This is a genomic window from Treponema ruminis (genome assembly GCF_014201975.1).
In the GTDB taxonomy this organism is placed as follows: Bacteria; Spirochaetota; Spirochaetia; order Treponematales; family Treponemataceae; genus Treponema_D; species Treponema_D ruminis.
This window is the reverse complement of the sequence record NZ_JACHFQ010000006.1, coordinates 17,454-32,310: the sequence shown is the minus strand read 5'-3', so window position 1 is coordinate 32,310 and position 14,857 is coordinate 17,454. Positions and strand designations below refer to the sequence as shown.

At 31.7% G+C, this 14,857-nt stretch carries 7 protein-coding genes; all 7 read left to right on the top strand.

What is annotated here, in order from left to right:
- Window positions 1-4 precede the first annotated feature (4 nt).
- Entirely contained in the window at window positions 5-3,160 is a 3,156-nt protein-coding gene (locus HNP76_RS09665; RefSeq protein ID WP_184659945.1) for a UvrD-helicase domain-containing protein, read from the top strand.
- Window positions 3,161-3,231: 71 nt separating this feature from the next.
- Window positions 3,232-4,629: a Wadjet anti-phage system protein JetA family protein gene (locus HNP76_RS09660; protein WP_184659942.1), complete on the top strand. Its 1,398-nt coding sequence runs from the start codon at window positions 3,232-3,234 to the stop codon at window positions 4,627-4,629.
- A complete protein-coding gene (locus HNP76_RS09655) occupies window positions 4,622-5,257 on the top strand; it encodes a DUF4194 domain-containing protein (RefSeq protein ID WP_184659940.1) in 636 nt (211 codons plus the stop codon). Before HNP76_RS09660 ends, HNP76_RS09655 begins: the two co-directional genes overlap by 8 nt.
- Window positions 5,229-8,465, top strand: a complete 3,237-nt coding sequence (locus HNP76_RS09650; RefSeq protein ID WP_184659938.1) for an ATP-binding protein — start codon at window positions 5,229-5,231, stop codon at window positions 8,463-8,465. The genes HNP76_RS09655 and HNP76_RS09650 overlap by 29 nt, the downstream gene beginning before the upstream one ends.
- Window positions 8,455-9,648 carry a Wadjet anti-phage system protein JetD domain-containing protein gene (locus HNP76_RS09645; RefSeq protein WP_184659936.1) on the top strand — a complete coding sequence of 398 codons (1,194 nt, stop codon included), beginning with the start codon at window positions 8,455-8,457 and terminating at the stop codon, window positions 9,646-9,648. Before HNP76_RS09650 ends, HNP76_RS09645 begins: the two co-directional genes overlap by 11 nt.
- A gap of 183 nt (window positions 9,649-9,831) precedes the next feature.
- The gene (locus tag HNP76_RS09640; protein ID WP_184659934.1) at window positions 9,832-11,958 is read left to right on the top strand and encodes a site-specific DNA-methyltransferase; all 2,127 of its coding nucleotides are present in this window, start codon (window positions 9,832-9,834) and stop codon (window positions 11,956-11,958) included.
- On the top strand, window positions 11,959-14,727 hold the full coding sequence (locus tag HNP76_RS09635; protein WP_184659932.1) for a DEAD/DEAH box helicase family protein: 2,769 nt from the start codon (window positions 11,959-11,961) through the stop codon (window positions 14,725-14,727).
- The last annotated feature ends 130 nt before the right edge of the window (window positions 14,728-14,857 follow it).

The window sequence follows — 14,857 nt, the reverse complement described above, 5'->3', positions numbered from 1 at the left end:
CAGAATGAAAAATATTACATATATCAGCGCCAGTGCCGGAAGCGGAAAAACATACGAATTAACAGAACGTCTCAAAGGTGCAATTCTGGAAGGAAAATGTAAACCTGAAGAAGTAATTCTTACCACATTTACAAAGGCTGCTGCATCAGAATTCAAAGAGAAAGCAAAAGCAAAATTCTATGAAGCAGGAAAAACAAAAGAATCCAATCGTCTGGATCAGGCACTAATTGGAACTGTAGATAGTGTTGCAAATGTATTTGTACAACGTTACTGGTATCTTTTGGGAATCAGTCCTAAGCTTAATATAATCAGTGAAGAAGATGAAAGCGTTTATGTTTCAGAAAGCCTTTCCAGCCTGCCAACTGAAGAGCAGAATAAGTTCTTTCATAAGTTCGCGGAAGTATTTAAGATTCGCGAATCAATGTCTTATTCTATAAATTATGATTTCTGGAAGAACGATTTAAAAGCGATTTTTAATGCCAGCAGAAGCTATTCAATAAAAGACTTTTCAGAAAGTCTGGAAGCAAGCAAAAAACTAATTCAAAGCCTTTCTTTAAGCTGCTCAAAACTCAATTTTGACAGAGAAGAGCTTTTAGGAAAACTTGAAGCTCTGGACATGATTTCAAAAGCAGATAAACCGTCTGGAGCACGTGATAATAGAATCGATGAAACTGAAAGATTCCGACGTATTATTCAGAATCCAAAAGCAACACAGTTAGAAATCGGATTTGGTCTTGCGGAAATGATTTCTAAGGGAAAGTTTACCACAAAAGCATATCAGGCAAGTGATGATTATCTTTCTTTAGAAGCTGAATCTGACAAAATCTGGACCTGTGAAGAAGTTCGTGATTTACAGATTACTTATGTAGAACATCTTTTTGAAATTGCAGGACGCTGGCAGGAAAAATACATCGAATATAAGAAAGAGCAGCATATTCTTGATTACACAGATATGGAAGAATATCTGCTTGAACTGATTACTAAGGAAGAATATAAATCCGTTCAGGAAGATATAAAAGCAAGCTACAAATATCTTTTTGTAGATGAATTCCAGGACTGTTCTCCAACTCAGATCAAGATTTTTGACAAATTGTCTGACCTTGTAGAACAGACAATCTGGGTAGGTGACTATAAACAGGCAATTTACGGTTTCCGTGGATCAGATACGGCACTTGTAAAGGCTGTTACAGACAGAATTGAAAAAATCAATGGTCATTCTAACGAAACACTTGGTACCAGCCACCGTTCATGGCCTCCAATAGTCGATGTAACAAACGCAGTCTTTGTACCGGCTTTCAGTGATATTCTTAAAGAAGATGAAGTAAAACTTGATCCATGGGATAGACTTGAAAAAGAATACAACGCAAGCAAACGTACGGATTTACTAAAATGCTGGGTATTAACAGAGAAGGTAAAAGCAAAGAAAGCAGCCCAGATTGCCGGAAACATTGCAAAAATGATTCAGGCCGGCGAAAAGCCAAAGGATATTGCAGTTCTTGCCCGTACTAATTCAGAATTAACAGCAGTAGCTACAGCATTAAAAGATTACAATATTCCGGCTCTTGTAGGAGACAGCGAGTTCCAGACCAGCCGCGAAATCACACTTCTTAATGCGCTTTTGAGTCTTGTAGTTAATTCAAATGATACTATGGCTCGTGCAACTATTGCATATCTTACAGAAGATGGATATACAGCTGCTGCAATCCTTGATAAACGTTTTGAAGACAAGTCAAATAAAGTGTCTGATGGTAAATACCTTGAAGATGTATCTCTCATAAAGATGCTTATGGCAAAACGGGAAGCATACAAATCAATGAGCGTATGTGCCCTTGTAGAAAGCCTGATTATCGAAATGGATTTATATAATGTAGTAAAAAGCTGGACTGATTCTGATAACAGCGTAAATACATTCCATACAGCAATCAGCATTGCACAGGCTTATGAAGACCACTGTATTCAGATGAGTCTTCCATGCACTATTTATGGATTCATTGACTATATAACCACAGTAAAAGCAAAAGCTGCCGGAATGAGTGACGGAGTTCAGTTGTTTACTTACCACGGTTCTAAAGGTTTGCAGTGGAAGACGGTAATTCTTATGAGCCTTGAAGATGATATTCTGGATGAAAACAATCTGGTAGGACGCGGAATTTATGGAGTTCATACCTTCCATGAAGATGCACCAAATGCAGAAAATCCATATCCGCCTATGACTGTTACAGTTCTTCCGTGGATTTTTGGTTCAGCAAAAGGAGTTCCTCAAAGTATTAAGGACATTATTCTTGAAAGCGAACGATTTACACAGACCAGAAACGAAGTTATTCAGGAAGAAAAACGCCTGATGTATGTAGCAATGACACGTCCGGAACAGAGCCTGATTCTTGTTTCACTTCAGGATAACGGATTGTTGCGACTGAAGGAAATGGGCGTAAATACAGTAGATTCGATTCCCGCTCTGGAAAAATCAGATATTCTTGGAACCGGACAGAGTTTTATCATTGAAAATCCAAGTGATATGGAAGGCTGGAAATTCAAGACACCGGAAAACAAAGTGCTGAAGCTATATTCACCAAAAGAAGAATTGCGAAAACGCGACCAGCAGCCAAGTTCCTGCAAATCGGATAAAAATGTAAAGGCAGAAACAGTCTTTGACAGTGGCAAACGAATTACGCTCAGAGCTTCCAACGAAGAAATGAATGAAGTCGGAACATGCATCCATAATATCTTCTGTGTATTGGAGCAGAATCCGACTGTCGAGCAGGCAGAATCTATTATCCGTAATCATCAAATGGAAAAGGAAATTCCAAATGCGGCAGAAATAGTGGATGCCTGGGAGTTCTTTGAGGAATTCCTTACAGAGAAATATGGAGAAAAGACTGCAACATATCATGAACTTCCGTTTAAACAGTTCTACAATGGGCAGTTCTTTACAGGCAGCATAGACTTTATCTGGGAAACAAAAGACGGTGTTATACTGGTAGACTTTAAGTCTTACCCGGGAAGTAAAGATGATGTTGTTAATCCAAAACATAAACACTTTGTAGGTATCTATGCAGGTCAGTTTGAATGCTATGAACGGGCTTTGAAAGAAGCAGGAAAAAAAGTGCTGGTGAAGCTTGTGTATTATCATGTGCTTGGAGTAGGGGTGGAGCTTAAATAAATACTTAAAAAAAATATTGATAATATAAAAGTGTCTCTCAGTGTTAATTTTCTGTGATATAATTAATAGAAATGAAGAATTTATTCTCTGTTTTGCCTGATGATTTCTTTAAGCCTCTTAATAGTAAATATAAGGATCAGTATGCAGACTGTCTTTTGGCTATTTACAATTCATACAAAACAGAAATTTCATATGGTGTTGAACGAGAATCGGTTGTATCAACACTAACTGATTATTTTAATACAAGAACTGATGACATTAGTTTTGATGATGATAATAGTTTTGAAAAAGACTCCAGAAGCAAAGCTCAGAAAACAATTAATTATTTAAGGAATTGTGGATGGCTAGATTTTGAGGAAGAAAAAAATTATCAGCAAAATGTTGTACTAACAGAACAAGCGGTTCCATTCATTCGAACGATGAATGATGTCATCAAGAATGAAGAAACAGAATACCAGGGACTTATTTCTCAGATTCATGCGGTTCTTCAAAATGAGGATTTATATTCAAAACCATATCAGTTTATTCTTAAAAACGTTGTAAATAGTACAGAGCAGTTAGTATCAAGTCTTAAAAAATTAAATATTTCAATAAAAAAACATATTGATAAACAGACTAAGAATAAAGAATTATCAGAAATATTTTCATTATTTTCAGTATATAATGAAGAAATTGTCTCAAAATCGCTTTATCGTCTAAAAACAAGTGAAAATATTGGAAAATTTCGTCAATCCATAAAAATTAATCTGGATAAAATGCTTTCTGAACCAAAAATTTTAAAAGATTTGGTCGAAGGTTATATGGAAATTGAACAGGAAACTGATTCAGAACTTGCGAAAGATAAAATCATAGAAATGATTATTGATGTAAAATCGGCCTTCGAAAATCTTGATAAAATTATTGAAGACATTGATCGTAAAAATAATCATTACATGAAGAATGCTGCATCCAGAGCAAAATTTGAGCTTGCTTCCGGCACAAATCAAGAAGGTAAAATTAATGCAATATTACGGTATCTGACAGAATATTCTGATGAGGACGAAAGCATACCAGAGAATTTCTTCAATGTATATGTTCAAAAATTTGTTTCAGAAGAATCTATCAAGAAAATTCCAGAAAAGAAAACCTATGAAGAAGTTGCAACCATTAATGAAACTGAAATATTAACTGCTGAAGAACGAGCTCTAAAAAAACAACTTCTCTTAGATAAACAAATGGCACGCATATACAGAAAAAAAATAGAAGATTTTGTATCGGAATGTTTAGGTGAGAAAGATTTAATATTAGCTTCTGATATTCCAATTAACAATCGTAAAGATTTTGAAACATTAATTTATATAAGACTTTTTGCTATTGAATCATATGTATATAGGGTAAAGAAGACAGAACAAAGAATACGAACTAAAAACTGCGAATTTACTGATTTTGAAATTATAAAAAGGAAACAGGAGGAAAAAAAGCATGTTTGAAAAACTTGAGTTAATTGGTAATTCCAGCTCACAAAAAGAAAAGTTTTCTAAAGCAGCAAATAATCTCTTAAACCACTGTTTTATTCTCAAGAAAAAAGAAGACACAAGGCTCGATTATATTTGTATAAAAGATAATAAAGAACAATTTTGCTTAGTTTTTGATTTACTTGGATATGATTTGAGAATAGATGAAGATATTGGTCTTATCTCCATATCCAATAGAAATGGTACTGGTCGTCTTCAATTTACAAAGTTTGAAAGTATTATGTTTTTAATTCTCAGACTCTTGTATTTGGAAAAACGAAATGATCTTTCTACAAATGGTGACAATGTTACGGTAACTATTCAGGAGATTCGTGATAAATACAATGTATTGAAGGTAAAAAACAAACAAAAGCTAGACAAGAATTCTGAAAGACAGATTATTGCTTTATTTAAGCGTTATAACCTGATCCGTAATTTGACTTCAGATATTACACAGGGAGAGACCAGAATAGAGATTTATCCTTCTATTATGATAGCCATTCCAAATGAAGGTATTACACATCTATATGAGAATGTAAAAGAAAGACTTACTGAATATGAAGAAGGAGATGACGATGCAGATACAGACGAAGAAGCTGAATAGAGTAAGATTAGTAAACTGGATGTATTTTGGTTATGAAACATTTCCTTTTAACCAAGGTTCTGTTTTAATTAGCGGTGAAAATGCAGCCGGAAAATCTACTGTATTAGATGCCATACAAATGGTTTTGACAGGAAATTCTACAAAATTTAATAAAGCTGCCAATGAAAACTCAGATCGTGACCTTAAGAGCTATGTACGTTGCAAAATTGATACAACTGAAAAAACATATCTTAGAGAAGGAAATGTAATCAGTAATATTGCCTTAGAATTCTATGAGGAGAAAGAAAACCGCTGGTTTGTAATAGGTGTTCACATAACTTCAGGAAATGAAAATGAATCTCCTACAAAGAGATGGTATATAGAAAATGGAAAGTTAGAAGATTTCTCATTCATAACTCCAGAAAATAAACCCTCAATGTATGATGAATTTAGAAATAGGGAAGAAAAAGTTAGGTTCATCAAAAGTGTAAATGAATACAAGGAAAATCTCCGTCACCGACTTGGAAGTCTAGAAGAAAAGTTTTTTGAGGTATTGCTAAAGGCACTCGCATTTAGGCCTGTTGATAATGTAAAAGATTTTATCAATAAGTATGTTTTGACTGAAAAACCAATTGATGTGCAATCCTTGAGACAAAGTATTGATGTTCTGAATGAATTTGAACAAACCTTAAAAAAAGCAAAACAAGAAAGGGATACACTTTCAGAAATATTAGAGCGCTATTCAGAAATTGAAGAAAATACACACAATCAGAATGTAAATGATATGCTGGTTAAAATTGTTGATAAAGATGTTATCGAGCAATCAAAAAATAGAGGACTTAGTGAGATTCGTATTAATAAACAGAAACTGACAAATATTTCTTCTGAACGAACTAATATTGAAAATCAACTACGAAGCATTCAAATAAAACTAATGCAATTAAAACAAACATTTGAAAACTCTGATTACAGGCGTCTTACAGAAAAACTTCAAGCCTCAATTGATAAATTGACTGATGAGATGAAAAAAGAAGAGACTCGTAATAAGCAATTATCAGATTATTTAAGATTTCTTAATAATTATCTGGGATTAATTGTAAAACTTAAAGATGTACCTGTAAGCCCTGACGATGTAAGAAATATAGGTTTAAATACAGATAAAAATACAAAAATCGAAACTGTTGAAAAACTCGAATCCTTCTTAAGGAAAGAAATAGAAGAAATCCGTATGCAAAAGTTTGCGGCCGGCCAAGAAAAAGAGAAGATTTCGTTACAAATATCTCAATTGGAATCAGAAATTAATTCTTTGGAGACTCAGACAATCAAATACCCAGATGAAACAGTTCAACTTCGGGATTGTATACAAAAAGAATTTGAAAATGCTGGGATAGATTCTCCTGTATATATATTTTCTGAGCTTCTTTCAATTACCGATAAGCAATGGACAAATGCAATTGAAGGATATCTGAATACTCAGAGATTTTATCTGATTGTAGAACCAGAATATTATATCCAGGCCTTGCAGATTTATAATGCGAACAAAAAAAGTTATAACCAAGGTATTATCAATTTCAGGAAATTACCGGCAGAAATTGAAATTGAGCCGAATTCTTTAGCGTCATATGTAGAAACTGAGAATCGTTTCGCAAGACGATACGCAAATTATATTTTAGGAAAAGTAATTTGTTGCGAAAAATTGGAAGACTTAGAGAATTATCCTTCTGCGATTACAAAAGAATGCATGGTGTACAAAAACTATGTTTCCAGAAAAATTGATCCCAAAATTTATTCAAAACCATATATTGGAAAAGATGCTATAGAAGTTCAACTCAAGAACGCAAAACAGCAGCGAAAAACGTTATTAGAAAAGCTTCCAGCATTACGAAGCAAGATTGAAAATCTTACAGAAATGGATAATGCCTATATACATGTAAATTTTGATATGGTAAAAGCAAATCTGGATGCTCCTAATAATCTTGAGACTATAAATGAACAACTTTCAAATGAAAAGAAAGAATTTGATAAAATCAGTAAAAATCAAGATATCATTGAGCTTCAGAATCAAATTTCAGATTATGAAAAAAGGGAGCATGAATTAACAAACAAAAACAATACATTGATAGGAGATGAACGATCTTTGTTCAATGATATTAAAGACAAAGAAAAACTGGTTACTGAACTTGAAGAACAACTTGAGAATAAAATAACTGAATTGACAGGATATCAGGACTATAAAGCTGCCATTTATAATGAAGCATTCAATAAATATTTGGAAGCAATGAAACGAGAATCTCTAGAGGAAATTCAGATAAATTATAGCAGACAAAAAAGTGTCTATGATAATAAAGCTAATAAATTGCTTAATGGTGAGAAGAATTTCATTGGTCTCTATCAAATGCAGAGTAATTATAATTCAACCTTTACTAAAGATTTTTATCTTGGAATTGAAGGTTTTGAACAATATAAAGGACGTTTTGATAAATTAAACAATGTCGAAATAGTAAGAACAGAAGAAACGATTCGCGTTTCAAGAGAAACATGTGAGGAAATTTTTAAGAATGAATTCTTGTCTAAAATGAAAGAATCCATTGAAAGTGCAAAATATGAATTTGACAATTTGAAAAAAGCTCTGAAAGATATCAATTACGGAGAAGATACGTATAAATTTATTCTGTCGCCTAATAATCAGAAACGTAATTTATACAATATGATTATGGCAGATGATAATCTTGGAACATCAAATCTTTTTTCTGGTAATTTTGAAAGCCAGTATAAAGATGAAATTGATGAACTATTTACAAAGATTAAAGCAGGAGATTCGAGTGATCAAGCTGTCCGTGAATATACTGATTACAGAACCTATCTTGATTATGATATTGAGATTACAAAGAAAAATGGAACTGTTCAAAAACTCTCTGCAAAAGCAAAAAGTAATAGTGGAGGAGAATCACAGGTTCCTTTTTACGTTATTATGGCTGCTTCATTAAACAATATTTATCAGAATAAGAATTCAGTTCGTTTATTAATGCTAGATGAAGCCTTTAATAATATGGATGAGCAGCGAATTGCAAGTGTAATGAAGTTCTTTAATCAGCTCCAATTTCAGACTATTCTTGTCGCTCCTTCTCCAAAGATTCAGGATATAGAAGAAAATGTAGATTCTGTTTTAACTGTAATGCGAGAAGATACAATCAGTTTTGTAGAGGACTTCAGATATTATGGTGAATAAAATTGAATCAAAAATCTTAAATGCTCTTTTGGACTCATATGAAAAAAGCAAAACTTTTACAGGTGATAATGTACATGAACAAAGCTTCAGAATAACTACATCAAAACTTTTTTCAAAATATGATGACGATTCTGAATATACCCTATATAAGGAAATAAACTCGACTTTATCTTTACTTAAGGCGAAAGGCTTTATTGATTATAAATCAGACCGAAGCGGACGAATAAAATCTTTTTCCCTTATAAAAACAGCAATGCCTGATATTTATACATTCTTAAATAGGCAGCCAAAAGCAGATATTAATAATCAGTTAATTGAAATATGGCAGGAGTATGAAAGTCTAAATGAATCAGATTATAAACCACTGCTAAACTATATTTTTGAACAGAAAATACATATAAAAGAAAACAAAAAGATTCAGTATTTTGAAGGTGATATACAAGAATACAAGAATGTGCTCTCTGCTTGTAAGGCAATCTTAATTAATCAAGACGAAATATTCATAAGAGAACTTTCAGTAAAAATATTTAACAATTCAAAAAGACTTGAGTCTCTTGAGTCTACCATCAGGGGGCTTCTATATAAATATGGTGAATATGATGAAAAGGACACTGTTTTTGAAGAACACAATATAATTAAAACGCCTACTTATGTAATGGTAAAGGGCAAAGGAATATTAAATTGTGGGCAGAAAATTGACCTGTCAAAAATCAATGGAGATATTGGGCTATCAACACAAACATTACGAGCTCTCATTTCTGTTGAGTTAAATGGAGCAACTGTTATTACGATTGAAAATTTAACTAATTTTCACAAATATCAATCCCAAAATGAACTTGTAATTTACCTTGGGGGATTTCATAATTCTATAAAGAGAGATTTTATTCAACTTGTTTCAAAATGCAATCCTAACTGTGTTTTCAAGCATTATGGGGATATTGATGCTGGTGGATTTTATATTTTGGAGCACTTAAAGTCTAAAACAGGAATAAATTTCATACCATTTAATATGGATATTGAAACATTGAGATTAAATCGAAGTAATTGGATTCTATTGACTGAAAATGATAGGCAAAGATTAAAGAAGCTGTCAGAGAAGAAAACGTATTATTCAGATGTAATAGATTTCATGTTGACCAATAATTGTAAGTTAGAGCAGGAAGCAGAAATAATCAACGAATAACACATTGTGTTCTATTAGCATATTGGCAACTAGCACTAGATTAGATTGGACTGATTTGAGTACAAGTATTGTTTTATGTTCTATCGAGGAAAATATACTTCGAAAGAGGGGTATCAAGATAAAGATTTACTTTTCCGATAATATATTCGAAAAATTGTTTTTAAATAAGATAGGGGTAGAAATATGATAGTTCCTAATAGTGGTCTTACACCTAATGGTTTACGAATTAGAATTGAGGATTTATTAAAAACTGACAAACGTTTAGTAACAGAATCTGGCGATATTAATTATACAAAAGTTCATAAACTAGTTGATGATTTAGATTCAAGTTTTATAGAATTGTTATTAAAAAATGAAGTAGCAAAAGATAATTTCTTTAAACCTATATTAAAAAGTTTTATTTTCGAACAAAAGAAATTTCTTGAGTTTTTAGATTATAGTAGTTCAAATAATTCATATTCAAAATATCTCGGTAAAGAAATTGGTCTGTATTTTGGGGATGAGTTACTAAAAGATAGAGGGGATGTTGTACTTAACTTTCCATATAAGGATTGCGTTCTTGAAGGTGGCCAATCAACAGAAGAGGGCTTGAGTGTAGATTATACTTATGATGAAAAAACAAAAGAATATAAAGAAGGCCCAATAGATAAGAATAAAGTTAAGAAGGTAAAGAGGAGAGAAATTTTTTATAATGAAGTTTTAGCACGTGATGAAATAGATCAAGTCTTCTCTCCAAAGGCTTTTAAAAATGTAGTTCGTTATGTTAAGGATGGAAAAGAAGAAGTATTAAATTTCACAAGAGATAAAGATGGCGTGATTAGAGATAACTTGATTATAAAGGGAAATAATCTTATCGCTCTACATTGCTTACATAAAAATTTTGAGAATCAGGTAAAAGCTATATATATTGATCCGCCCTATAATACGGGAAGTGATGAATTTCAATATAATGATAATTTCAATCATTCTGCATGGCTTACATTTATGAAGAATCGTTTTGAAATTGCAAGAGAATTGCTTAAAGATGAAGGATGTATCTTTGTTCAGATTGATCATCATGAGTTAGGCTATATCATGGTATTGATGGATCAGATATTTAAGCCAGAAAATAAAGTCCAGGTAATTTCTGTAAAAGCGGCCTCTGTTTCTGGCTTTAAGGCCGTTAATCCAGGCCCGATTGATGTAACAGAATATATTCTTTTTTATACAAAGAATAAATCGAAGTTCGATTTTAAACGAAATTTTGTACCAACAGAATACAATAAAAATTACAATAAATATCTTGAAACTCATAATTCGGAAGATACATCAAAATGGGAGTTTATCCCAATTAAAGATAAAGTCTTAAAAGAAGCCGGAAAGACAGAAAAGGAAATGAAGGCACAATTTGGTTCTTCAACAAAAGTTGTGTTGGAACATATGATAGCAGAATATGCTTTTGAGCATGCATCAAGCATTGTTAGTATTCGAGACTTACATAAACCAACTGATAAGATGAAAGAATTGCAAGAGCAATCGCGTATTACACGAGATACCATTTTTACATATGAAAAAACAAATGGAGAAAAAACATATTTAATTAATGGTGGTGCATTGGCTTTTTATGATAGTAAGATTCATGAAATAGATGGTGAAAAATGTGTAACAGAATTGTTATCGGATTTCTGGGATCATATCTCTTGGGCGGGTATAGCAAAGGAAGGTGCCGTTAAATTAAAGAATGCAAAAAAGCCTGAAAAACTCATAAAGCAAATTTTAGAGATGGCTACTAACAAAGGTGATATAGTTCTTGATTATCATTTAGGGTCTGGAACTACATGTGCAGTAGCTCATAAGATGGGAAGACAATATATCGGTATTGAGCAGTTAAACTATGGTGATAATGATAGCATCATAAGAATACAGAATGTAATTAATGGTGATCAATCTGGTATTTCAAAAGCTGTAAAATGGAAGTCGAAGAGTAAAGAAGAAGCTGGTTCTTGTATTTATATGGAATTGGCAAAATATAATGAAGAAGCTATTGAAGAAATTGGGGAATGTGAATCTTATGATGAACTGTGTACCCTCTTTAAGGATTTTTCATCGAAATATTTCTTGCATTATAATGTACATATAAACAAATTTATAAATGAAACTATTGTTGATGAAAAGTTTGTTGCATTGCCTTTGGAAAAACAAAAAGAAATGTTTATTCGAATGTTAGATTTGAACCAATTGTATATAAATAAATGTGATATGGAAGATTCTAAATTTGAATTAACTGAAAATGATATTGCCGTAACGAAAGCATTCTATGAGGTCAAATAAATGGAACTAGAAGAACAAAAGTCTCTTTATGAACAGTATGAGAATGTAAAGAAATCTGGTCTTATACCGATTCCTGATGTTCCTGACTATATAAAGAATAATCTTAAATATGAGTTCTTTGAATGGCAGAAAGAAGCCTTTGAGAACTTTATTTTAAATGAAAAAGCTAGAGAAGCAAAAAAAATTAACACTCCAAATCATTTGATGTTTAATATGGCTACGGGAACGGGAAAAACATTATTAATGGCCGCTCTTATTCTGTATTATTATCATGAGAAGGGTATAAACAAATTTATTTTTTTTGTTAATCAAAATGCAATTGTCGGTAAGACACAAAGTAATTTTTTGGAAGTAAACCATAATAAATATTTGTTTGCTGAAAATATAGAAATTGATGGTATTCCTATAAAAATAAAAGAGGTTGAGCAGTTTTCTAATTTTTCTGATGATATTCAAATTAAATTTACAACAATTCATAAGCTTCATAATTCAGTCTACAACGAGAAAGAAAATGAAGTCTTATTAAGTGACTTAATGAAAAAAGATATTGTATTGATTGCTGATGAAGCGCATCATTTAAACTCATCTACTTCAAAAGGAAATGATTTCGAAGATTTATCATTTATTGGAGAATTAAAAGATGGTGCAAAAGATGAGGATGTTGAAAAATCATGGGAAAAAACTGTTATTTATCATCTTCTGGATAAAGAATACAAAGTTGAAAATAATCAAAACGTTTTATTAGAATTTACTGCCACAATTCCTAAAGAAGAAGCTATACAAGCAAAATATAAACCATTAACGATTTATAAATTTGATCTTCCTGACTTTGTACGTGCTGGCTACACAAAAGAGATAGGTTTGATTCCTTCGGATGGAAATAAAAAGCAAAGAATATTACAAGCGCTTTTATTTAATTGGTATAGAAGTCAAATTGCATTGGATTATAATATTCCAAATTTTAAACCCGTAATACTTTTCCGAAGTAAACTTATTGATGCTTCTAAAAAGGACTTTGAGGAGTTTAATCAATTAATAAAGAATTTAAAACCAGAAGATTTTTCTTTCTTAAATAATCTAAAAGTTGATGAATCTCAGAGTCAAAGTTATCAAAATAAATTGATTCATATCACTAAGATAAATAAATATATTCATGATAAAAGCATTTCATTCATTGATATAATTGCTTTCTTACAAAGAGAATTTGATGAAAGAAATTGCTTGATTACTAACTCAAAAACAAATACTACTCAGAAAGAAAAAACAGATTCGGAAACAGATAGGTTATTAAATAGCTTGGAAGATCCTAGAAATCATATAAGGGCAATATTTACTGTCCAAAGATTGACAGAGGGATGGGATGTTCTAAACCTATATGATATTGTTCGTCTATATGAAGGTCGTGATGAAGGACATGATAAGAAATCCGGAAAAAGAATTTCCGGTTCTTCAACAACTTCAGAGGTTCAGTTAATAGGTCGAGGTATTCGTTATTATCCTTTTGATTATAATAATTTACAAAAAAATAAGAGAAAGTTTGATAATAATACAGAGCATGAATTGCACTGTCTTGAAGAATTTAATTTCCATAGTGATGCAGATGAACGTTACATTGATGAATTAAAGCGTGAATTAAGAAATAAAGGTCTGGTAAATGATAAGAGAATCGAAAAAAAATTCTCATTCAAGAAAGAGTTTGAGCAATATGTCAATGGAATGATGTTATTTGCTAATGAACAAATAGAAAATCCAGAAAGAAAACTTACAACATTGGATGATATATTAAACTCTTCAAAAGCTTTTGTATATGAAGTAAAAGATTCGGGTTTATATAGCAAGTTAATTCAACTTCATTTTGAGAAAAATGTTGATGATGAAGTTCTTAGTGTTGCTGAGACACCAGAAAAACATACTTTATATAAAAAGTTTGCTGATTTCCTAGAAGAAAAGCATATTGTTTTTAAAGCTCTACATATTTTGAATTTAAGAACCAATTCATATTTCAGATTTGAGACTCTTAAAGAAAAACAAGACGTAAAATCAATTGATGAATTCTTACAAAAAATAAAAGAAAAAGAAATTCAAATAGTATGCGATTCGCGGGTGACCTTTGAGAGTGGTTTATCCAATGAAGAGAAACTGAATTGTTTGGTTGGCTTCTTTGAGTGGTTGGGTGCAGAACTAGAAACATATGATGTTCCATATAAAGGTTCAGAATTTACTCTAAAGCCTTTAATAGAATGTTTTCCAGAAGAAAAAAGAAATCAATCTCGAATGATAAATATGGATAATGAGGATGATAAAAATAAAAATCTTGCACTTGAAGAAAAATTACAAAAATTGGATTGGTATGCAAATGAAGGTTTCTGGGGAACATCTGAGGAACGAGCTTTAATTTCATACATAGAAAACAATTTAGGAAATTTAAATCAAAATTATTCAGAAATTAAGCTTCTGAGAAATGAGGAAATATTTAAAATCTATGACTTTGATCATGGACAAGGATTTGAGCCAGATTTTATATTGTTCCTAAAATCAAAAGAGACTGCTCATTTCTTACAAGTATTTATTGAACCTAAGGGTGAACAATTATTTGAAAAGGATGCATGGAAAAATACATTCTTAAATCAGATTGCAGAGAAATATGGTGTTGAAAAAATTGTAATCTCTGAATTTGAACAATATAGGCTTGTTGCATTACCATTTTTTAATTCAAATCATATTGCAACGAAAAACCAATTTGAAGCAAAATTTCAGAAATTGTTGTAATTCTTTGAAGCCTATAAACGTCTTTCTGTTTATAGGCTTTATTTTCGATAGGTAGAAGTCCAGAAGGCTGGCCGTCTGGCAGATAATCCAAAAAAACAGCCTCTTGTTGGTGGCTATAGAGTGGAGAAAA